13 protein-coding genes are annotated in these 22,548 nt (G+C 67.8%); 7 read left to right on the plus strand and 6 right to left on the minus strand.

Going from position 1 to position 22,548, the window contains the following annotated elements:
• Window positions 1–33: 33 nt before the first annotated feature.
• Window positions 34–3,063, minus strand: a complete 3,030-nt coding sequence (locus ACWPV3_RS07470) for a TonB-dependent receptor domain-containing protein (RefSeq protein WP_453977451.1) — start codon at window positions 3,061–3,063, stop codon at window positions 34–36.
• A 303-nt stretch (window positions 3,064–3,366) separates the two neighbouring features.
• Between ACWPV3_RS07470 and ggt the strand changes: the two genes are divergently transcribed.
• Window positions 3,367–5,106 carry a gamma-glutamyltransferase gene (gene ggt / locus ACWPV3_RS07475; RefSeq protein ID WP_453977452.1) on the plus strand — a complete coding sequence of 580 codons (1,740 nt, stop codon included), beginning with the start codon at window positions 3,367–3,369 and terminating at the stop codon, window positions 5,104–5,106.
• 22 nt (window positions 5,107–5,128) lie between these two features.
• Entirely contained in the window at window positions 5,129–7,594 is a 2,466-nt protein-coding gene (locus tag ACWPV3_RS07480) for a zinc-dependent metalloprotease (protein ID WP_453977453.1), read from the plus strand.
• A gap of 6 nt (window positions 7,595–7,600) precedes the next feature.
• Here ACWPV3_RS07480 and ACWPV3_RS07485 read toward each other — a convergent pair whose 3' ends face one another.
• Window positions 7,601–8,695, minus strand: coding sequence for a glycoside hydrolase family 5 protein (locus ACWPV3_RS07485; protein WP_453977454.1), 1,095 nt, complete (start codon window positions 8,693–8,695; stop codon window positions 7,601–7,603).
• A 58-nt stretch (window positions 8,696–8,753) separates the two neighbouring features.
• Complete coding sequence (locus tag ACWPV3_RS07490; protein ID WP_453977455.1) at window positions 8,754–9,974, minus strand: MFS transporter; 1,221 nt, start codon at window positions 9,972–9,974, stop codon at window positions 8,754–8,756.
• A gap of 147 nt (window positions 9,975–10,121) precedes the next feature.
• Here ACWPV3_RS07490 and ACWPV3_RS07495 point away from each other — a divergent pair, with 147 nt between their 5' ends.
• The 5 genes from ACWPV3_RS07495 (at window position 10,122) to ACWPV3_RS07515 (ending at window position 17,578) form a co-directional block, all read left to right on the plus strand.
• On the plus strand, window positions 10,122–11,156 hold the full coding sequence (locus ACWPV3_RS07495) for a LacI family DNA-binding transcriptional regulator (protein ID WP_453977456.1): 1,035 nt from the start codon (window positions 10,122–10,124) through the stop codon (window positions 11,154–11,156).
• Between the two features lie 161 nt (window positions 11,157–11,317).
• A complete protein-coding gene (locus tag ACWPV3_RS07500) occupies window positions 11,318–11,641 on the plus strand; it encodes a hypothetical protein (protein WP_453977457.1) in 324 nt (107 codons plus the stop codon).
• Between the two features lie 37 nt (window positions 11,642–11,678).
• Window positions 11,679–13,985 (plus strand): TonB-dependent receptor, encoded by a 2,307-nt coding sequence (locus ACWPV3_RS07505; protein ID WP_453977458.1) that lies wholly within the window; start codon window positions 11,679–11,681, stop codon window positions 13,983–13,985.
• 68 nt (window positions 13,986–14,053) lie between these two features.
• Window positions 14,054–16,567, plus strand: coding sequence for a glycoside hydrolase family 3 protein (locus tag ACWPV3_RS07510; RefSeq protein WP_313453404.1), 2,514 nt, complete (start codon window positions 14,054–14,056; stop codon window positions 16,565–16,567).
• A 108-nt stretch (window positions 16,568–16,675) separates the two neighbouring features.
• Entirely contained in the window at window positions 16,676–17,578 is a 903-nt protein-coding gene (locus ACWPV3_RS07515) for an SDR family NAD(P)-dependent oxidoreductase (protein WP_453977459.1), read from the plus strand.
• Between the two features lie 12 nt (window positions 17,579–17,590).
• Here ACWPV3_RS07515 and ACWPV3_RS07520 read toward each other — a convergent pair whose 3' ends face one another.
• The 3 genes from ACWPV3_RS07520 to ACWPV3_RS07530 are packed head-to-tail and all read right to left on the minus strand — an operon-like array spanning window position 17,591 to window position 22,388.
• On the minus strand, window positions 17,591–19,891 hold the full coding sequence (locus ACWPV3_RS07520; protein WP_453977460.1) for an ABC transporter permease: 2,301 nt from the start codon (window positions 19,889–19,891) through the stop codon (window positions 17,591–17,593).
• On the minus strand, window positions 19,888–20,916 hold the full coding sequence (locus tag ACWPV3_RS07525) for an HlyD family secretion protein (RefSeq protein ID WP_453977461.1): 1,029 nt from the start codon (window positions 20,914–20,916) through the stop codon (window positions 19,888–19,890). Before ACWPV3_RS07525 ends, ACWPV3_RS07520 begins: the two co-directional genes overlap by 4 nt.
• Window positions 20,913–22,388: a TolC family protein gene (locus ACWPV3_RS07530; RefSeq protein WP_453977462.1), complete on the minus strand. Its 1,476-nt coding sequence runs from the start codon at window positions 22,386–22,388 to the stop codon at window positions 20,913–20,915. Before ACWPV3_RS07530 ends, ACWPV3_RS07525 begins: the two co-directional genes overlap by 4 nt.
• Window positions 22,389–22,548: the final 160 nt, after the last annotated feature.

Genomic DNA, 22,548 nt, shown 5'->3' on the forward strand with positions numbered 1-22,548 from the left:
AAGGCGACGGCCCTCCGCCTCTTTGCGAGATTTTCAGAAGGTCTTGCGCAGGCTGACGTACCAGTATCGGCCGTAGGGCTGATACACGGTGCCGACATACCCCGCGGCCGAAAGGGGCGGCTGCTCGTCGGTGAGGTTGCGCACGCCCAGACGGACCGATGTGTCGGAAAGCATGCCTTGGTCGAACTGGTACTCGGCGTAGAGGTTGGCCGTAAGGGTCGAATCCACCGTCCAGTAATCGCCGGCCGAGTTGACCAGGCTGCTGTCGTACAGCGACGAAATATACTGGCTGAAGGCCCCGACCGTCAGGTTCTGATAGCGCCAGCTTCCGGACAGGGACCACTTCCATTCCGGACGGCCCAGGTCGTTGATCAGGTCGCCCATCCGGCCACCGAAGGTGATGGAGGCGGGGATGGCGCCGGCGTCGCGCGCGGCCTGCAGCTCCTGCATGCCCGGCGACATTTCCAGATAGTATTTGATCAGGTGCGAGACGTTCAGGTTCAGGCTGAAATCCCCGACCCGCGTGCCGCGCAGGTTCCACATCACGCCCAGGTCCAGGCCCTCGACCGTCTGGGGCTGCTGGTTGCTGTAGGAGTCGGTGATGTATTGCACCTCGCCGACCGGCGTCAGGCCGGTGCCGGCGAAGATGGCCTGGTCCGCCGCCGTCGGATCGGCGCGTATGACATTAGGGTTGGAGCCGCCGCTCTTGCGCAGCAGATAGTCCAGGATCAGGGCGTTCTGGCCCCGGAACAGGCCGACCATGCCGGTCTGTTCGACCTTCCACAGGTCCGCCGTGACGGTGAAGTTCCCCAGTTGCTCGGGCAGGAAGCGCGGCTGGATCACCACGCCGACCGAGGTGGTTTCGGACTCCTCGGGTTGCAGGTCCGGATTGCCCGAGCGCCGCTCGGCCGTCAGCTTGCGGACGTGGGTCTGGGTGGCGTTGGCCTTGTCGGCGAAGGTGTTGGGAATCTGCGACACGGTGCTGGCGCCGCATTGGTTCATATTGGTGATGGCGCCGCGACGCAGCAGGGCCTCGCAGTAGATATAGTCGTTGGAGCTGTTCGAACGCGTGATCACCGTGGCGTTGATCTGCTCCAGATTGGGGGCGCGGAAGCCCTGGGCCCAGGAGGCGCGGATGCGGAAGCCGTCGACGATGTCCCAGGCGCCGGCGATCTTGGGCTTGGCCACGTCGCCGAAGTCCGAATAATTCTCGAACCGGCCGGCCAGCTGAACCTCCAGATTATGCACCAGGGGGATGTTCATCTCGGGCGAGACGAGGGGGGCGGCGACTTCCAGATAGGCCGAGAAGACGTCGCGTTCGCCGTAGGTGTCCGGGTTCTCGGACGAGTTGATCAGGTCGCTGTAGGTCGCGCCCGACTTGTCAGTATAGCGGATCGTGCCGTCGATGCGGCTGTCGCGGTCGTCCAACTGGCTTTCGGTGCGGAATTCGATGCCCGCCGCCAGGCCGACGGGGCCCGCGGGCAGTTGGAAGACGTCCGGGCGCGAAATCTTGAAGTCCCACAGGCCCAGTTCGGTCTTGGTCTTGCGCACCATGTCCACGCGGATGGCGTCCAGCGCCGCCTGGTTGGACGGGGTGGAATCGCCAAAGCGCGGATTGGCCGGATCGCCGCCGTTGAAGAAGTTGTAGGCGTCGGGCGTCGACTTGGCGGCCCACTCGGCCAGTTTGGTCGTGGAGATGTTGTCCGACACGTCCTTGGCCGACGCTTCGGACCAGACGAGCGCCGATTCCCAACGCCAGCCGCGCCAGTCGCCGCGCAGCCCGCCCAGGATGCGGTACTGTTCGTTGGTGACGTCGACGTTGATCGGTCCCATGTCGTTGAAGCGATAGCCGGTCAGGCGGACATCGCGCTGGAACGGGTTGTAATAGTTGGTCCCCGGAATGGTCATGACGACCGACGACAGGGTGTTGATCGGCGCCTGACGGGCGTGGGACTGGGCGCGATAGCCACCCAATTCTCCGAAGAACTCCACCGCGTCGTTGATCTTGTAACGACCGGTCAGGAACAGGTTGTAGCGGTCGATTTCGGGAACGACGGTCAGGTTTTCCTGGGCCGTGTCGGCCAACAGCGACGGGTCGATGTTGGTCGTCTTCTTCAGGCACAGGCCGTTGGCCAGGGCGGCGGCGCAGCCGCTGAGCGTCGACGGCTGGATGGTGAAGGTGGTGAAGCCCGTCACCGCGCCATAGCTGGCCGAGCCGCTCGCCACCGTGAATTGGCCCCAAGGCGTCAGGGACGACAGACCGTTCAGGCCCGAGTTGTTTTCGAAGCCGGTCCCGGCGAACAGCGGGCGTTTGTCGTCCGAGGCCGTATAGGGCTGCTCCAGCGTGGTCAGTTCGCTGCGGTGGTCGTAGTTGAAGAAGGCCGACACATTGCCGCGTCCCTCGGCGATGTCCTGACCGCCGTAGAGCGAGAAGTTGAACTCGCGCAGGCCCGTGCCCTCGGCGCCGCCGTACTGGCTGGAGACGGTCCAGTCGGTCATGTCGTCGCGCAGCACGGTGTTGACCACGCCCGCCACCGCGTCCGCGCCATAGATGGCGGCGGCACCGTCGCGCAGCACCTCCAGACGCTTCAGGCCCGACACCGGAATGGCGTTGGTGTTGTAGGTCAGGACCGGCACCAGATGCTCGTTGGCCTGGGACGTCGGGTGGCCCACGACGCGGCGGCCGTTCAGCAGGACCAGGGTGTTGCCGATGCCGAGGTTCCTGAGGTTGACCGAGCCTGTGTCGCCGCGCGCCGAGTTGGAGGAGGCCGGCAGATAGGCGGAGTTGAACGTCACGTCGCCCATCTGGGGGATGGAGCGCAGCAGTTCGTCGCCAGACGATGCCGCCGTCGCCAGGATCTGCTCTTCGCCGATGACCGTGACGGGCAGGGCCGCCGTCACCTTGGCGCCCCGGATCTGGGAGCCGACCACCACGACCTCGTCGACCTCGGCGGGTTGCGGGTCCGCCGCCTCCTGCGCAACGGCGGCGGTGGCGGCCCCGAACAGAGCCGTCGTGGCCAACATGGCCGTCTTCAGGCTGCGGTGAGCGAAGGTTGCACGCATGGTCTTGTCATCCCCGGTTACTGATCATCGAACTCGGCATCCCCCGACGTTCATGCGACGCGCGATCGACACGCCCTTCCCCAAGAAGGACGGTCACAGACGAAACGCCGCGCTCAAGACTAGAAACCGCCACAATGACAACGTCAACCGCTAAGGGTCAAAATTTACATGTGATGCATATTTAGAGCAAAATAATCACCGGTTGTGCGCCTTGAATCAATGCATGGCGCAATGCTATCGCTGACAGTGTGTTTTGTTTCGGCTGGTTGGGGCCGGTCGCAGTCGCCCTGGGGGGAGTTGTCCGTGCGTTCACAGATGAGGTTTGCGGCCGTCGCGATCGCTGCGCTTTTGGCAGGCTGGCCGGCCCTGGCCCAGGAGACGTCGGCCCCGGTTCGGCCTGCCACGGGCAGCGGCGGGGACATTGTCAGCTATGGCCAGATTCACAGTCCGCTCGTCGGACGTGGCGGGATGGTTGTCAGCCAGAGCGATCCCGCGACGCGCGTCGGCGTAGACGTACTGCGGCGTGGCGGTAATGCAGTGGATGCGGCCATCGCCGTGGCCTTCGCCGAGGCCGTGACCCTGCCGCGCGCCGGCAATATCGGCGGCTCGGGCTATATGGTCGCACACATGGCGGCGACGGCGGATCGACCGGCTCAGGATATCGCCATCAACTATTATGGCGTGGCCCCGGCCGCGACGACGCCCGAGCTTCTGCTCGGAGCCGACGGCAAGTTCGACCGCTCCAAGCCCTCGGGCTTCATCAATGTCGCCGTGCCCGGCACCGTCATGGGCATGTGGGAGGCGCACCGGCGTTTCGGCTCCATGCCCTGGGCCGATCTGATGGCCCCGGCGATCGCCCTGGCTCAGGACGGCTATGTCCTGTCGGACGGCGAGGCGGACGCCACCGCCGGCCGCGCGCGGGTTCTGGCCACAGACCCCGGCGCGCGCGAAGCCTATCTGAAGCCGGATGGAACGCCTTACAAGGCGGGCGAAGTCTTCCGTCAGCCCCTGCTGGCCGAGAGCCTGCGCAAGGTGGCGCGGGGCGGGGCGGACGAATTCTATCGCGGCGAGTTGGCGCGTCAGATCGTGGCGGGCGTTCAGGCGCGGGGCGGGGTCATCACCCTGGCCGACATGGCCGCCTATCGCGCCGACGTGTCCGAGCCGATCTGGGGCAGCTATCGCGGAAACCGCATCGCCTATATGCCGCCGACCGCCTCGGGCGTCAGCGTCGCGGAGGCGCTGAACCTGCTGGAGCATTTCGACCTGAAGGCCATGGGCTGGGGCAGCGTCGACAGCCTGCACCTGATTTCGGAGGCGATGAAGATCACCTCGTCCGACCGACGGCTGATCGGCGGAGCGCCGCAGTGGAACGCGCCGGCCCACGGCCTGGCTAGCAAGGGTTACGCCGCCGAACGGGTGAAGCTGATCTCGCTGGAGCGTTCGCTGGGCGCCGACGACATCCCCGAAGGCAATCCCTATCCGTTCGAGAGCAAGGACACGACCCACTTCTCGGTGGCGGACGACCGGGGCAATGCGGTCTCGAACACCTACACCCTGTCCAACTCCTACGGCGCGCACGTCGCTCCGGTCGGGACCGGCATCCTGCTGAACAACAATCTGGACAACTTCGCCTGGGGCACGCAGGGCCAGCCCAACTCGCCCGCGCCGGGCAAGCGGCTGGGTTCGACCATCACGCCGATGATCGTGTTCAAGGACGACAAGCCCTGGCTGGTCACGGGCACCCCGGGCGGCGGCTATATCATCGCCACCATGGTCCAGCTGATCTCCAACGTCATCGACCACGACCTGAACATCGCCGAGGCCGCCATGCGGCCGCGTCTGAACCAGGGCGGCGGCGACAGCCCGCTGGAATTGGAAGGCGGCTTTTCGCCGGACGTGGAGCGTCTGCTGCGCGCGCGCGGCCATACGGTTCGGCCGTCCATGACCATGGGCAGCACCCAGTCGATCATGATCGAGGGCGACCGCTTCCTGGGCGCCGCCGACACGCGCCGGCCCGACGCCCTGGCGTTGGGCGTGCGTTAAGCGGCGGTTTGGGGAGGCGAGGATGCGCAAGGTTCTGATGGCGAGCGTCGCCGGACTGGTGCTGCTTTCGGCCGTTCCGGCGGCGGCCCAGACGAGTGCACGGACAACCTCCGCCTCGGCGCCCGCCGCTTGGCAAGAGGGGCTATTCGCGGTTCGCGCCGATCCGCAGAAGGGCAAGGTGACGGTTCGCCTGCCCGCGCCGGGCGCCGATGGCGTCCTGGCCCGCTATCTGTATCAGCCGGGTCTGTCGGCCGGGCTGGGTATGGACGGGGCAGGCCTGGACCGTTCGGGGCTGGGACAGGCGCAGATCGTGGCCTTCCGCAAGGTCGGCAACCGCGTCTTCGCCGCCTTCGAGAACGAGGATTTTCGCGCCCAGAACGCCGACGCCGATCAGGTGAACGCCGTCGCCGCCTCCTTTACTGCGCCCGTGGTCTGGTCCGGCGAGGTGATCGAGACGGGCCCCGACGGCGCGGTGACGGTCGATCTGTCGGGCTTTCTGGAGCGGGACGCGGTCAATGCGGTGGGCCGCCTGAAGCGCGCCAGACTGGGGACGTTCAAGCCCGCCCCGACCCTCAGCTTCATCGACACGGCCCGCACCCTGGTCTTCCCCGAGAACGTCGAGTTCGACACGGTCCAGACCTTCACCAGCGACGAACCGGCCGTCGAACTGTCGCGCGTCTCGCCCGAGCCGCGCGCCGTCACCCTGACGGTGCATCATTCCTTCATCCGGCTGCCCGACGCGGGGTTCCAGCCCGTGCCGCACGATCCACGCTCGGGCACCTCGGCGCAGATTCTGGTGACGGACTTCGCCGCCGATCTGGACCATCCGGTGGTCAGCCGCCTGGCCCGTCGCTTCCGGCTGGAGAAGACCGACCCGACCGCCGCCCGGTCGCCGGTGAAAAAGCCCATCGTCTTCTATGTCGACCGCGCCGCGCCGCCCGCCATCCGCCAGGCCCTGATCGAGGGCGGCAACTGGTGGGCCCAGGCGTTCGATCAGGCGGGCTATGTCGACGCCTTCCGGGTCGAACTGCTGCCCGAGGGCGCCGATCCGATGGATGCGCGCTACAACATCGTCTCCTGGGTCCACCGCGAGACGCGCGGCTGGTCGACCGGAACCAGCGTCAACGACCCGCGCACCGGCGAGATCGTGCGCGGCGTGGTGCAGCTAGGCTCGCTGCGCGACCGCCAAGACAAGATGATCTTCGAAGGACTGGTCGGCGCCGACCGCAGCGGGACGGGGGGCGAGGACGACCCCGACCGCCTGGCCTATCAGCGCCTGCGTCAGCTGTCGGCGCACGAGATCGGTCACGCCCTGGGCATCGCCCACAACTTCGCCGCCTCGACGTTCGAGGGACGGGCCTCGGTCATGGACTATCCGGCGCCGTGGGTGATCGCGGACGGCGAGCGCCTAGACTTCAGCCGCGCCTACACCACCGGCGTCGGCGCCTGGGACCGATACGTGGTGAACTGGCTGTATGGCGATGCGCCGGGCCAGGACCCACAGGCGCGTCGCGCGGCCCTGGCCGCCGAGGCCCAGGCCAGGGGCTATCGTTTCGTCAACGACACCGACACCCGGCCGCTGGGCAGCCTGCAGCCCTATGGCGCGATGTGGGACAATGGCGCGGACGTGGTGGCCGAGTTCGCCAACACCCTGGCGGTGCGGCGCATCGCCCTGTCGCGATTCGGGCTGGGCAATCTGCCGGCGGGCGCGCCGGCGGCGGACCTGCGGCGCGTGGTTGTGCCCATCTATCTGTATCATCGCTATCAGACGACGGCGGTGGGGCGTCAGATCGGCGGGGTGGACTATGCCTACGCCGTCAGCGGCGATGGGCGCGAGCGGGCCGATCCCGTTCCCGCCGCCCGCCAGCGCGCGGCGCTGGACGCCCTGATGCTGGCCCTGTCGCCCGAGACGCTGGACCTGCCGGATCGGGTGCTGGACCTGTTGTCGTCGGCCCAGTCGGGCGTGCCGGATCGCCAGACCGACATCGAGCTGTTCGACGGCCGTACCGACGCGGTGTTCGATCCGTCCTCGGCGGCGGCTGCGGCGACGGAGCCTGTCTATGAAACCCTGCTGGCGCCGGAGCGGCTGAACCGGCTGGTGGAGCAGCAGCGCCGCGACCCGTCGCAGCTGGGCCTGCAAGAGACGTTGGACCGCATCGCCCTGACAGTGGGGTCGGGCGGCGCTCTCAGCCCGCGTCAGGCCGAACTGCGCCGCGTGGCCCGCGCTCGTTACGCCGCCTATCTGGCCGCCCTGATCCAGGGCAAGGCCCTGTCATCCACGGCCCAGGGCATGGTGCGCGACGCCGCCAACCGGTTCGGCGATCAGCTGAAGCGATGCAGGGGGGACCGAAACGAGACGGCCCAATGCGCCTATCTGGCCCAGGCCCTGACCGGGCCCGTGGAGGGGCTGAAAGCCCTGGGCGAGACGCTGCCGGTGGCCCAGCCCGTGCCGCCCGGCGCGCCCATCGGCGGCGGCGACTGGTATTGAAGCCGGTCAGTAGCAGTCGGGGTTGAAGCGCTCAGTTCCCGACCAGGCGCATTCGCCGCCGATGCAGTCGACCAGATTGCCGGCAAAGCGGTTCCGGGCGTGGTCGAACAGCTGAAACCAGCCGCCGTCGTCCCAGACGGCGGTCGGCATATGCATCGGCGCGGCGTGGGCGGTGTGGAAGCGCGCATACCACAGGCGCACATTGTTGCAGTTCATGCTCGCCAGCTTGCTGTGCCAGCCCACGCCCCATTCGCCGATGAAGACCGGCATGCCCCTGCCCACCGTCGAGGCCCAGCCGGCCATGGTCTGCATGGGTTTGCGGATGTCGTCGTCGGTCCAGGAGTCGGCGTAGTCGCCCTGGTTGTCGCCGGCGAAGGTCCAGGGATTGTAGTGGTGGAAGGTGGCCATGACATAGGGGTCCTGGCCGTCGCCGACCGCCTTCAGGTCGGGCCATGTGCGGGCCATTTCATCGGCGCCGAACCACTGATTGCCGCCGATCACCACGACGCGCTTGGCGTCGCGCGCGCGGATACGCTGATAGGCGCGGCCCGACATCTCGCGCACCGTTTCCGGCGCCATCGCCGTTCCGCCTTCCAAGTGAGGCTCGTTCAGGATCTCGAAGATCAGCCGATGGTCGCGGTCGCCGAAGACGTCGGCGATGTCGGTCCACAGCTGTTCCAGTACGTCGGCCCGGCCGTCCTGTTTCAATCGCTTTTCATGATGGGCGTTCAGAACGACATAGAGGCCGGGCTGGGCCAGGGCGTAGTCGACGACCGCCATCAGTTCCTTCAGGCGCGGCGCATTCTGATCGATGCGCCCGGTCTGAGGGTCGGCCAGTGTCGAACCGTCGACATCCTCGGTCCAGGTGACAGGGATGCGCACGACGCGAAAACCGCGCGCATAATAGGCGTCGATCTTGGGCTTGGCTTCGGCCAGCGTCGTCGGATGTTGGCTGTTGTCGAACATCTGGCCCAGATTGAAGCCCTTGCCCATGGCGTCGGCGGCGGCTCGTGCGGTGGGGGGGCTCGCCTGCGCGGCGAAGGTCGGCGTGGCCCCGATCACCAGCAGGATCAGGAGGACTGGGAGGGGGAAACGACGCATCGGCACGCTCCTTTCGGCCATGGCATAAAGCAAGCCGCCGCACCGCGACAACCGTTGGTCAGCGCACGCGCCGCACGCCGAGTACGGCGAGGCCGCCGACGACGGCGATGCCGGCCGAAAGGCCCATCAGCATAGGCCAGTCCTGCCGGTCGGCGCCGAGGGCCGTCAAGGCCAGGACCGGAGCCAGCACGGCCGGCAGGGTGTTGGTCAGGTTCATGATCCCCAGATCCCGCGCCGTATCGCGCCGCGACGGCAGGATTTGCGCCACCAGCGCCACGTCCACGGTCGTGTAGAGGCCGAAGCCGACGCCGTAGAAGGCGTAGCCGACCAGAGGTCCCGGCCATTGCGGCCAGAAGGCGAAGATCATCAGGCCGAAGCCCAGCAGCACGGAGGCCACGACGATGAACAGCTTGCGTCGGCCCAGGCGATCCGACGCCAAGCCTCCGACGAAGCCCGAGACCACCACCAGCAGGGTCGACAATGCGATGAGGCGGGCCAGCCCGCTTTCGACCGTCGATCCGGGAAACTGTTCGGCGTAACGCGCATAATCCGACAGATAGAACAGCATATAGGCGTTCACGACGCTCGCCGCGATCTGGAGGCAGAAGCGCGAGGCCCAGGCGAAGCCGAAGTCGATCGAGAGGAGGGCGCGCGCAGCGGGCGGTCCGGCCTCCCTTCTGTGCGGCGAAGAGCCTGGGGGTTCGCGCCAGCTCAACACCAACGGAACGACGCACGCCACAACCAGGACGCCGAGAATCGTCAGCCGCGCGGCGGGTCCGCCGAACGGCGGCAGGGAAATCAGAACGCCGCCGGCTGCCCCCATCGGCGCGCCGAGGCCAAGGAAGGCGGCCACACGACCCTTCTGCACATCGGGAACCACATCGGCCAGGATGGCGGTCAGGGGCGCGAACATCAGGTTGAAGGCGAACTGAAACGTCATGACGCCGGCCAGGAGGGCAAGAGGCGACGGCGCAGTGGCGATCAGGCCGTAAGCAAGGATCACACCGGCAAGCCCGGCCAGAATCCACGGCCGCCGGCGGCCGAATCGCCCGCGTGTCCGGTCGCTGGCCCAGCCCGCCGCCAGATTGGCGACGCTGGCCGTAAGAGCGCCCCACAGCGAAACCAGGCTCAGCAGGCCGATCTTGTCGCCCGGCGCAAGAGTCTGCGCCTGAAGCGGCACGATCAGCGAGAGCAGGGGAACGAAGGCGATGAAGGCGCCGATATAGGCCAGCGTCAGGACCGCGACGAAGCCCGGCCCCACGCGACCCGCCGGCCGCACCTCAACCTCTGCACCTGTTCGCATGGGCGAACAGTGGCGATTGTCCCCGTCATCCGCGAGCGAATTGTTGCAAGACGACCGTCAAAGACAGCATACGGAAAGGGTCGGGCCGTCAGCGCGGACCGCGCCCGGGGAACGAAGGCGGCCATGGCGGCGACAATCTACGATGTTGCGGCTTTAGCCGGAGTCTCCATCAAATCGGTCTCGCGCGTGTTGAACCGCGAGCCAAATGTCAGTGCGGCGTTGCAGGCAAAGGTCCAGGCGGCCGTCGAGAGCCTGGATTATCGTCCCAATCTGTCGGCTCGAACCCTGGCGGGCGCGTCGTCCTATCTGATCGCCGCCTTCGTGGACGCCGAACTGACGCTGGAGCACTGGCGCAGCGGGCGCGGGAACGACTACCTCAGTCGTCTGGAATTCGGCGCCTTGGTCGAATGTCGCAAGGCCGGATACCACCTGCTGGTCGAACTGGTGGACTACGGCTCGCCCAGCCTGGAGGCGCGCCTGGTGTCGCTGTTGCGGGCGCTGAGACCCGACGGCGTGCTGCTGACGCCGCCGAACTCGGACGATCCTCTGGTGCTGGACATTCTGGAGCGGGCGGGCACGCCTTTCGTGCGTCTGGGGGCCGAGCAGGACCCGGGACGCGGGATGCGGGTCTTCATGGATGATCGCCAGGCCGCCGCCGACATGACGACGCACCTGATTGCTCTAGGCCACCGCCGGATCGCCCTGGTCGCCGGTCCGGCCGCCTACGCCGCCAGCCAGGAGCGACGCGAGGGCTTCCTCGCGGCCTTGGCCGAGCACGATCTGACCGTCGAACCGGATCTGCTGATCGAAGGCGACTTCACCTTCGAATCGGGTCGCCGGGCGGGGGAGACGCTGCTGAAGCGCCCGAATCGGCCGACCGCGATCTTCGCCAGCAACGACGATATGGCGCTGGGCGTCCTCAACGCAGCCGCTGCCCTCGGCGTCGCCGTGCCCGGAGGCGTTTCGGTCTGCGGCTTCGACGATACGCCCAGTTCGATGCTCAGCACGCCGCCGCTGACGACCATCCGTCAGCCCGTCGCCGAGATGGCCGCCGCCGCTACTCGCATGCTGCTGGCTGGGGCTCGTGGACAGAAGGTCGAGGCCGAACAGGTGCCCTACGCCCTCGTGGAGCGGCTTTCGGCGCGAGCGCTCGAATGAATTTCGAGAAGCGTTGACAGCGCTGTCAAATCCGGTCAGGTTCACGCTCGAAACAGGCGCGGCTTCAACGCGTCTTCACATGGAGCCTTGGAGAACAGGGACCGCGGGGAGGGTAAGCTATGATCCATTTCAGACATTCGCTTCTGCTTGGGTGCGCGACATTGGCGATCGCGGCCGCGACGGCGCCGGCTTGGGCCCAGAGCGCCCCGCCGGCCGATTCCGACCAGAAGGCCTCTGAGGTCGACGAGGTGGTGGTCACGGCCGAGCGCCGGACCCAGTCGTTGCAGAACTACGCCGGCGTGGCGCAGGCGATCTCGGGCCAGGATCTGCGCGCCGTCGGCATCGATCAGATCGAAGATCTGCAATCGGCCGTGCCGGGCCTGTCGATCGCCAACCAGGAAGGCAACGTCCAAATCTACATCCGGGGCGTGGGCACGGCGAACAACACCGAACTGGGGGACCCCGTCGGCGGCTACGCACCTTAACGGCGTCTATCTGCCTCGCCCGCGCGGCCTGGGCGGCATGTTCTTCGACATCGCCCGCGTCGAGATCGCCAAGGGACCGCAAGGCACGCTGCGCGGGCGCAACGCCGTCGCAGGCACATTGAACATCATCCCCAACATGCCGCGCCTGGGCGAGAGGTCGGGCTATGCCCAAGGTGAAGTCGGCACGCTGGAAACCACGGGTTACGAGGCGGCGGTCAACCTGCCGATCGGCGACGATCAGGCGCTGCGTCTGGCGGTCTATGGCGTGGATCGCGGCACAGCCTACAAGAATGTGGGCAACGACCAATCCCTGGATCCTACCGGCATTCAGCAACTGTTCTCGGCGCGCGCCACCTATCTGTACCAGCCGAACGACCGCTTCCGCCTGAGCCTGATGGGCGATTACGAATCCGAGCGCGGCACCGGCTATCCCGCCACCAATATTCGCAACGGTCTGGTCAACGGCGGCACGCCGGATCAGCTGGAACTGCGCGAGGTTCTGTATCGCGGGCCGCAAGGCCTGGTGGAGAACGACAACTGGGGCCTGGCGCTTAACGCGTCATACGACTTCGGCCCCGCCGTGCTGGAATATTCCGCCAGCCGACGCAGCGTGGACTACTATCAGGTCAACGCCTCCAACGAGGGCGTCGTTCGCCCGGGCTACGGCGCAGCCGACGTGGATTATGACAACTTCGGCACTCAATACTGGCTGACCCTGTCGAAGTCGGACATTCATGAGCTGCGGCTGTCCTCTCCCGCCGACTCGAAGGCCGTTTGGTCTGCGGGCCTGTTCTATTTCAAGGAAGAGCAAGAAGTCGGCTACCTGTCTCTCGTGGACAAGGGGATGTTCTATTCGGGTACTGAGTTCACCTTTCCCGACGTTCACTCCGACTCCTTCGCCGCCTACGTCGATGTCACCTATCCCGTGACCGATCAACTGCGGATCAAGGGCGGTTTCCGCTACACCGAAGAGAACAAGTCCAGGAACGGCATCGGCGGCAACTGGTCGCTGGGTCTGGGATCGGAAGGCTACGGCTGCTGCTTCACCACGCGCCTGGGCACCGAGGGTTTCCGGCCGATCTTCACGGGACGCGCCAGCTATGCCGCGCCGACGAACAACCAGGAGGCGGCGCGGTATTTCCTGGGCGCCTTCACGCCTGGCGCGCGCGACACCTTCCTGGACCAGATCGCCGGCGTCGCGGACGGCTCCCGGCCGAACGGAACCTGCGTAAACCGTCCGGACACCCAGCCCGCCTATGGAGGACAGGTCTGCCCGGCCAACGGCCAGCACAGCTTCTTCCAGATCACCGCGCCGGGCGCGCAGGTCGGCTCCTACGAGGACTCGTTCAACGACTACCGCGTCGGCTTCGAATATGACCTGACGGCCGACAATCTGTTCTACGGCGCGATCTCGACCGGGCATAAATCCGGCGGGTTCAACGACACGATCACCGTCAACGGCGTGCAGACGGCGCCGACCTTCGCGCCCGAGGCCGTTACGCTGTACGAACTGGGAACCAAGAACACCTTCCGGCCCGCGACCGGCCGCATCGACCTGAACGCCAACGTCTTCTACTATGACTATTCGGATCAGGTGTTCCAGACGCTCGTGTCGCTGGGCACGGGGCCGAACAACGCCAGCGCGGGCTTCTCGCAGCAGAACATCAACGTCGCCCAGTCGACCATCAAGGGCTTCGAGGTCGAGACCCGTTTCGATCTTCCGCACCGGACGCGTCTGGACGTCATCGCCGCCTATATCGACGCCAAGGCCGACACTGGCGCCCTGACCGACACGCGCGGGACCGATTACGCCGACGGCACGCCGAACTTCAATATCGACATCGCCGGCAACGAGCTGCCGAACGTTTCCAAGGTGAACCTGAACGCCCACCTTCAGACTACGGCGGACGTCTTCGGTGGCCGGGCCGACTTCCACCTGCTGGCCAACTATCGGTCGTCCTACTACCTGAACATCTACAATGAGAGCCCGGTGATCCAGTTCACGGCGCGTCCGACGGACGCCGCCGGCCAGGCCGCCTACGACGCCTTCAAGGCTTCGATGGAAGGAACGACCGTCAATCCGAACGCGCCGCCGGCCAGCCCTTATCTGCGCAGCACCGAAGCGCGCGAGGGCGGTTTCTGGGCGCGCCAGGGCGGCTATGTGACGGTCAATCTGGGCGCCGGATGGGAGACGTCGAACGGCCGTTATCGTCTGGAAGCCTATGTGAACAACGTGTTCGACAAGACGGTGGTCGACAAGCAACTGGTGTCGGATCAGGTGGTCAACGTTCTGTTCCTGAACCAGGCGCGCACGGCAGGCTTGCGTCTGCGGGCCAACTTCTAAACTCCTGAGCCTGGGGCGGCGCGGGGCTTGAGCGCCGCGCCGCCCGTCTTTTCGCCTTGAGGTTCCGTATGCCCGCGTCCCGTCGCATGCTCGTGTCCGTTCTAGCCGTTGCGGCGGTCCTTTCGGGGGGCGCTGGCGCGACCCGCGCCCAGACCGCGACGACCCAGGCCATTCCGGCCGCGGCCCGGGCGAATCCGGCTCTTTGGCCCGCCGCCGCCAGCCCAGCCGCGATCACCGACGCGCGCACCGAAGCCTTCATCGGCGATCTGATGGCGCGGATGACGCTGGAAGAGAAGGTCGGTCAGATCATCCAGGCCGACATCGCCTCGATCACGCCGGCCGACCTCGCCGTCTATCCGATCGGCTCCATCCTGGCGGGGGGGAACTCTGCGCCCGGCGGAGATGAACGGGCGCCGTTGGAGGCTTGGGTCGCCCTGTCGCGGGCCTTCCGCACGGCCGCCGCAGAACGGCCGGGCGCGGCGATTCCGCTGATGTTCGGCATCGACGCCGTGCACGGACACAACAACATCGTCGGCGCGACCCTGTTTCCGCACAACATCGGCCTGGGCGCGGCGCGCGATCCGGATCTGATCCGGCGGATCGGCGCGGCCACCGCCCAGGAAGTCGCCGCATCCGGCGCCGACTGGACCTTCGGCCCCACCCTGGCGACCCCTCGGAACGACCGCTGGGGGCGCGCCTACGAAGGCTATTCGGAAAGCCCGGAGATCGTGGCCGCCTATGCCGGTCCGATGACCCTGGGTCTTCAGGGCGAACTGGTGTCCGGTCGTCCGCTGTCGGCGGACCACATCGCCGGTTCGGCTAAGCACTTCCTGGCCGATGGCGGCACCGAAGGCGGTGCGGACCAGGGCGATGCGGTCATTTCCGAAGAGGAACTGATCGCCGTCCACGCCCAGGGCTATGTGCCGGCCATCGACGCCGGCGTCCTGACGGTCATGGCGTCCTTCTCCAGCTGGAACGGCGTAAAGACGACCGGCAACCCCTCGCTGCTGACAGACGTGCTGAAGTCCCGCATGGGCTTCAAGGGCTTCGTCGTGGGAGACTGGAACGCCCACGGCCAGATTCCGGGCTGCAGCAACGAAAGCTGCGCCCAGGCCATCAACGCCGGTTTGGACATGTTCATGGCGCCCGACAGCTGGCGCGGCCTCTATGCGAACACCCTGGCCCAGGCGCGCGCCGGCCAGATTTCGGCCGCGCGTCTGGACGACGCCGTTCGTCGCATCCTGCGGGTCAAGGTCAAGCTAGGCGTCTTCGATCGCGATCGCGCACTGGAAGGCCGGACGGACGTTCTGGGGTCGCCCGACCACCGTGCGCTGGCCCGCGAGGCGGTGCGCAAGTCGCTGGTCCTGCTCAAGAACGAAGGCGGCGTCCTGCCGATCCGGCCGGGCGCGCGCGTGCTGGTCGCCGGCGCCGCGGATTCGATCGGCCAAGCCTCGGGCGGCTGGACGGTGACGTGGCAGGGCGCCGACACCACCAACGCGGACTTCCCCGGCGGGACCTCGATCTGGTCTGGTCTGCAGGCGGCGGTCGCGGCCGCCGGAGGCGTCGCCGACCTGCGGCCCGACGGCGACTATGTCGAACGCCCCGATGTGGCGGTGGTCGTCTTCGGAGAGACGCCATACGCCGAATTCCAGGGCGACATCGAGACCCTGGATTTCGCTCCCGAGGAGCCTCTGGCGCTGCTGCGCCGGCTGAAGGCGGCGGGTATTCCCACGGTGTCGGTCTTCCTCAGCGGCCGCCCGTTGTGGACCAATCCCGAGATCAACGCCTCCGACGCCTTTGTCGCCGCCTGGTTGCCGGGAACGGAGGGCGCGGGCGTGGCCGACGTCCTGGTCGCGGGTCCAGACGGCCGCGCGCCGTTCGATTTCACCGGGCGGCTGTCCTTTTCCTGGCCCAAGACGGCGGATCAGGACGTGCTGAACGTCGGCGAGCCCGGATACGATCCGCAGTTCGCCTATGGATACGGCCTGAGCTACGCCCGGCCGGCCCAGGTGGGGACCTTGGCGGAAGACCCCGGTCGCGTCGTGGTGCGCGGCAACCTGGACGGCTATTTCCGTGACGGGCGGGTGCTGGCGCCGTGGTCTCTGATACTGAGGGACGATGGCGGCGACGCCAGGGTGGGACAACGGCTTGCGGCTTCCAGTCCCCGGGCCAACCTGTCCGTCCGCGCCACCGACGGCTCGGCCCAGGAAAGCGCCATGGCTCTGACCTTCTCCGGTCCGGCGCAGGCGGTGATCTTCGGTCAGCCCGTCGATCTTTCGCGTCAGCGCAACGGCGACATGGTCCTGGCCTTCTCCGCCCGGTTGGACGCCGTGCCGACCGGCCCGGTCGAACTGGGCTTTGGACAGGACCGGATCGACATCGCCCCGCTGCTGGCGCAGGGCCGGGTCGGCGAATGGCGGCAGATCAGGGTCCGGCTGGCCTGTTTCGATGCGGCGCGCGCCGACGTCGCGGCGGTCGAGGCGCCGTTCGTCCTGGCCTCGACGACGCCGCTGGCGCTGTCGCTGGCCGACATCGGCCTGGTCAGTCACGACACGGAGGCGACCTGTCCCGTCAAGCGGTAATGGCCGAGCGCGTCGTCCGTCCGGATTTCCGGATTGGAAGACTCAATTCATTTGCCTGACGCCCGGTCATGATGATCCTGTCGCTCCAACAACGGCGAGGAGCGACGGATGCGGTTTGACGGACAGGTGGCGATCGTTACGGGCGCCGGCGGTGGTTTGGGGCGCGAGCACGCCCTGGCGCTGGCGGCGCGCGGAGCCAAGGTGGTGGTCAACGATCTGGGAGGGGCGCGCGACGGCTCGGGCGGATCGGCCACGGCGGCCGAGGCCGTGGTCGCCGAGATCGAGGCCGCGGGCGGCGAGGCGATGGCCAATGCGGCCTCCGTCACGGAATTCGCCGCCGTACAGGCCATGGTCGATCAGGTCATGGCCAAATGGGGCCGCATCGCTATTCTGGTGAACAACGCCGGGGTGCTGCGCGACAAGAGCTTCGCAAAGATGGAGCTGGACGACTTCCGCTTCGTCGTCGACGTGCACCTGATGGGGGCGGTCAACTGCACCAAGGCGGTGTGGGAGATCATGCGGGCGCAGAATTACGGCCGCATCGTCATGACCACCTCGTCCTCGGGCCTCTACGGCAATTTCGGTCAGGCGAACTATGGCGCGGCCAAGATGGCGCTGGTCGGATTGATGCAGACCCTGGCGATCGAGGGGGCCAAGAACGACATCCGCGTCAACTGCCTCGCGCCGACCGCCCACACCCGCATGACCGAGGACCTGGGCGCGGCCTTGCCGCTGGAGGCGCTGGCCCCGGCGCTGGTGACGCCCGGCCTGCTGTATCTGGTCAGCAAGGACGCTCCGACCCGTGCGATCCTGGCGGCCGGCGCCGGCGGCTTTGAACGCGCCTATGTCACCCTGACCCAGGGCGACTTCATCGTGGGGCCGGAAGCGCCCGAACAGGTGGCGGCGCGGTTCGACGCCATCTCCGATCGCGACGGCGAGATCGTGCCCGACATGGGCGCCGCCCAGGGCATGATCGAACTGACCAAGGCGCAGAAGGCCCACGGAGGCTGAGGAAGTCGTGCTTCAGGGACGGGCGGCGATCTTCGGATCGTCCGCTCGATCTGTCCGAAGCAGGAACAGCGCGCCATAGAGAACGGCCAGGCCCGCCAGCAGGGCGACGCGCGGCCAGCTCTCGGCCAGACTGGCCCCCATGGCGTTGAAGCCGACGAAGGCAGGCACGGCGGCGGTCGAAGGCGACAGGTGCGCCAGCCAGACCAGGGGTTGAGGCATCATGAAGTGAGGCCAGGCCGAGCCTGCCAGAAAGAACAGCGGTGCGGACGTTCCCACCAGAACCTGAAGCACCCGTTCATGGCGGTCGAACAGGCCGCCCAGCCAGAGGCCCAGCGCCGAGACGGCGGCGGCGAAGAGGGGCGCGGTCACGAGGACGCCGGTCATGTCGCCTCCACGCGGGTAGTCCTGAACCCAGAAGACGAAGCCGAAATAGAGCAGGGTAGACAGGGTTCCGATGAGCGTCAGCGCCGCCCAGAGCCCCAGCCGCGACGATAGACGGACGGGCGCGGCCCGGGTCTCGCGCCGCAGGGCCGCGATGACGCCGGCGCCCAGCAGCAATGTCTGCTGAAGGATGATGACGCTGACAGCCGGAACCGCGTAGTCGCCATAGCCCTCGGTCGGGTTGAACAGCGATTCCTGGCGAAGGGTCGGCGCCAGACGGGCGGCGCGCGCCACCTCGGGCAGGCCATCCAGCCGCTTCTCGATCACGTGCAGAACCGCCGCGGCGGCGGCTTTGCCGACCGATGTGGCGCGGACCAGATAGCCGCCGTTCAGATAGACGGCCACCCCCTCCGGCGCGCCGCGCGCCAGTCCCGCCTCGAACCCCTTGGGCAGGACGATCACGCCGTCGACCGCGCCGCGTCGCATCAAGGCCTGGGCGTCTGCGGTCGATCGGGCGACGGCCGCGACGTCGATGGCGCGGGCGGCGTCCAGGTCTTGAATCAGGGTCCGGACCAGGGGGGTGTCGGTCTCTGCGACCACCGCCAGCGGCAGGCCGGTGGCGGTCTGCCCGGAATAGGCGGCCGGATAATAGAAGGCGTAGAGGCCGACCGCGAGGATCAGCAGGCTGGCGACGGGCCGGGTGCGGACGATGTTGGCGAACACGGCCCCGAAGGCCGCCAGGAAGCCGCGCTGGGGCAGGGGAAAGGACAGGGCCTCCGTCTTCGGCTCGCGCTTTCCACGCCAGGCCACGGCCAGGATCGCCAGACCGAGCGCCGCAACGGTCACGACGCCCAGAACCGCGAGGTCGCCGAGGACGCCGGAGATCGCGCCGTCCGTCACCATCTGGCTGGTCTGGAGGCGAAGGTAATAGGTGTAGGGCAGGATGTCGCTCCAGATCCGGGCGAACCGGGGAGCGTGGTCCAGCGGCAGGGTGCCGTTCGAAAAGGCGATGGCGGCGCCTGCATAGACGGCCGTGGCCGAAAAGGCTGTGTCGATATCGCCAGCCGCCGCGACCAGCAGGGCCGACAGGGCGACGCTGACGGCGATCAGCGCCGCCATTCCCAGCAGAAGCAGGGGCAGGGACCCGGCGACGCCCCAGCCGCGAAAACCGCACAGCCAGACGATCCAGGCGAACCCCCACAGGGTGAAGACGATGAAATGCGGCAGCAGCCGCCCGATCAGGGCCGCCGCCGTGCGGCCCGGGTTGGCGTGCCGGAACGCCTTGAACGAGCCGCCGTCCATCAGCCGCCCGACCGCCAGCACCGCCGAACAGGCCGCCAGCAGATGCAGCACGCCCGGCGCCAGCAGACCGCCCAGAAACAGTTCGAAGTTCAGCTGTGGATTGCCGACGATCGAAACCTGGACCGCGGGCGGCTGGAGCGTCGAGGCCGGCGCGCCCATCTGTCGCGCGCGCTGTTCCAGAATCGGCGCTGCGGCGGCGGCGATCGCGACGCTCTGGCCCGTCGCAGACAGGGCGCCGACAGTCTGATAGGCGCCGTTGAAATAGACCGTTATCTGTTCTGGCCGCCGAAAGGCGTTTCGGCTGAACCCGGCGGGGAAGTGGGCGATGCTGTAAATCTTGCCTTGCCGCATCAGGCTCAGGGCCTCGTCCAGGGTGGCGGGCGAATAGGCGACGCGCACGCCTGCGCTGGCTTGCATGTTGCGTATCGCCGCGCGGCTGAAGGCGGAACGGTCCTGATCGACCACGGCGGTGGGTGCGTGACGGATGACGCCGGACGCCAGCATGGCCCCGATGACGACCAGCAGGATCAGCGGCAGGCCGAAGGCGACGAAGGCGTCCCAAGGCCGGGTGGTCAACAGCCGCGTCTCGGCCTGGACGGCGGCGCGGAATCCGCCGGTGTCGGCCGTCACCGCCGCGACCAGTCGAACAGAACGCTCATTCCGGGACGCAGAGCCGGTATCGGCTGGACCGGCTTGGCCTTGGCCTCGAAGCTGCGCACGTCATATCCGCCAGACTGGCGCGTGGAGCGCCAGGTGGCGAACTCGCCCTGCGGGCTGATCGCCGTGACGCGGAAGGCGACGTTCTTCAGGCCCAGGGCGGGAACGTCGCCGGTCAGGGTCGCGCCGATTTTCAGATCGTGGAACTGATCCTCGCGCACGGTGAACGTGATCCACGGATCGGCCGTATCGACGATGGTGAAGACCGGCACGCCGATCAGGACCAGTTCGCCCACGTTGGAAAAGCGCTGGGACACTTCGCCGGCGTGTGGCGCGACCAGGCGCGTCTCGGCCTTGAGACTGTCGGTTTCGGCGACGGCCGCTTGGGCTCCGCTGACCTGGGCGTCGGCGACCGTGCGCTCCTGCGGGCGCAGACCGGCGGCGGCCTTGAGGTATTGCTGGCGCGCGGCCTCGGCCTGGGAGGCGGTCGCGGCGCGTGCGGCTACGGCTTCGTCGCGGCGCTGAGCCGAGATGACGCCTTCGGCGAACAGGGCTTCGGCGCGCCGGGCGGTCTGGTCGGCCAGACGCGCGGCGGCCTGGGTGCTGCGCCAGACGGATTCGACCGAGCGGACATCTTCGGGGCGAGCGCCTTCGCGGCTCATCGACTGGACGGCCTGGGCGGATTGCAGCAGGGCGCGGGCCTGGGCGTCCTTGGCTTCGATCTCGGGGCTGCTGAGCACCGCGAGAACCTCGCCGGCCGCGACCTGCTGGCCCTCCGAGGCCAGAAGCTGTTCGACGCGGCTGGGCGCCTTGGTCGCCACGGTGAAGGTTTCCGCCTCGACCATGCCCTGGACCTGGTCTGCGGGCGGCCGCGCCGCCAGGACCAGACCCACGACGATGAACACCAGCAGCAAGGCGACGCCGACCGCGATCAGCCAGAAGCGCAGCGGACGGCGACGGGTCGGAGCTGGCGGAGAAGGGGCGGGCGTCTCGCTCATGGGGCGCTGATCCGGTCGTCGCGTTCGAGGAAGTCGTCGAGGCCTTGCTGGCCGCCGGCGGCCGCCAGCAAGGCCGCCAGGCTGAGGTCGTATTCATAGGCCGCGGCGGCGCGTTGCAGCCGGGCCGCGCCCAGAAGGTTGCGGGCGTCCACCACGGCCGCTGCGGTCGCTTCGCCCTCGCGGAAGCCGATCTCCTGCACGCGCAGATTCTCCTGGGCGGCCGTCAGGCTGGACTCCATCGACAGGAATTGCCGGCGCGACAACTCGACCTGATTGTAGGCGCGCGTCACCAGAAGGCGAATGTCGTCGCGCGCCTGGCGCTCGCCTTCGCCGGCCGCCATCGCCTGGGCGCGGGCCGCGCCGGCCATGCGTCGCCGGTCGATGGAAGACATCAGCGTATAGCGCGCGCCGACGCCGACGGCCCAATCCGGCTCCGTCGGCAGGGCGTTGTCGGGATTCAGGTTGTAGGTTCCGAAGGCGTAGACCGACGGCCGCAGGCGCGAGACCGCCAGATCGACCCCCGCCTCGGCCAGGTCACGCCCGGCCCGGGCCTGGGCGATGCGGGCGTTCGACTGGACGGCCTGGCTCACGAAGACGTCCATCGGACCGACGGAGGCGCGGTTGACGAACAAAGCGGTGGTGGGTTGCACACCGGCCTCGACGCCCACCACGCGGCCCAGGGACTGGACGGCGTTGTCGTATTCCAGTTGGGCGCGCTCCAGCTGTCGCTGCGACGCGTCGCGCGCGACCTCGACCTGGAGACGCTGGGATCGGCTGAGCACGCCTTCCTCCTCCATCCGCCGGGCGTTGCGCAGATGCAGATCGAACCCGTCGCGGGTGTCGGTGGCGATCCGCACCGCCTCGGCCGCCAGGACCTGGCCGAAATAGGCCCGCGCCAGGTTGACCGATTCCAGGTCCATCGCCTCGCGCCGCCGCGCCTGCGCCAAATCGCTGTTGGCGGCGGCGGCGCGTTGCAGCGCGGGAATGGCGCCGCCCGTATAGATGGGCTGGAGCGCCGTCACGGTGGGCCGAAAGGCGGTGTCCTCGACCTCAAGCCGCACGTCGGACGGCAGGGCGGCGAACACCTCGGGCAGGGCGGCCTGGAGTCGCTGGCCGATTGTCTGGAGAATGTCGCCGGGCAGACCCGGCAGGTCCGCGATCAGTCCCGGTATCGCCTCGCCCAGTTCGATCTGGGCCGCGTCGTATGCCTTGGTCAGCGAGAGATCGAAACTCTTGTGATAGCGAATCGCCTGGGCGTCGATCGCGACAGTGGGACGCCGCAGGCCGGCCGCCGCCTCCGCCTGTTTCCGCGCGGCCTCGACGCCGTAGTCGGCCGCGCGCGTCAGGGAGGACGTCGATCTCAGACGGGCGTCCGCCTCGGCATAGGACAGGGGCGAGCGTTCCAGCGTCGATTGTTGCGCCGCGCTCGTCGCGGCCATCGCCAGCGACAGACCTATGCCTATCAGGCCCACGACGCCGTCCCGAACGCGTCGGCGATCAGAACGCCGTCTGCGACCCTCGATCCTGCGATGACCACCTAGTCCCCTCCGCCCGGGCCAACTGCCGATACCCATTTCTGAAACGTGTACGGGCTTTTGTCGTCGTTGAGTAGGGCGCAGGCGTTTGGCGCAT

The organism is Brevundimonas sp. Marseille-Q4549, from assembly GCF_976940555.1.

What these genes read in the sequence shown, in the direction of transcription:
- ACWPV3_RS07470 (WP_453977451.1), bottom strand. Translation starts at nt 3,063, where the DNA reads ATGCGTGCAACCTTCGCTCACCGCAGCCTGAAGACGGCCATGTTGGCC.
- ACWPV3_RS07480 (WP_453977453.1), top strand. Translation starts at nt 5,129, where the DNA reads ATGCGCAAGGTTCTGATGGCGAGCGTCGCCGGACTGGTGCTGCTTTCG.
- ACWPV3_RS07485 (WP_453977454.1), bottom strand. Translation starts at nt 8,695, where the DNA reads ATGCGTCGTTTCCCCCTCCCAGTCCTCCTGATCCTGCTGGTGATCGGG.
- ACWPV3_RS07495 (WP_453977456.1), top strand. Translation starts at nt 10,122, where the DNA reads ATGGCGGCGACAATCTACGATGTTGCGGCTTTAGCCGGAGTCTCCATC.
- ACWPV3_RS07505 (WP_453977458.1), top strand. Translation starts at nt 11,679, where the DNA reads ATGTTCTTCGACATCGCCCGCGTCGAGATCGCCAAGGGACCGCAAGGC.
- ACWPV3_RS07510 (WP_313453404.1), top strand. Translation starts at nt 14,054, where the DNA reads ATGCCCGCGTCCCGTCGCATGCTCGTGTCCGTTCTAGCCGTTGCGGCG.
- ACWPV3_RS07515 (WP_453977459.1), top strand. Translation starts at nt 16,676, where the DNA reads ATGCGGTTTGACGGACAGGTGGCGATCGTTACGGGCGCCGGCGGTGGT.
- ACWPV3_RS07525 (WP_453977461.1), bottom strand. Translation starts at nt 20,916, where the DNA reads ATGAGCGAGACGCCCGCCCCTTCTCCGCCAGCTCCGACCCGTCGCCGT.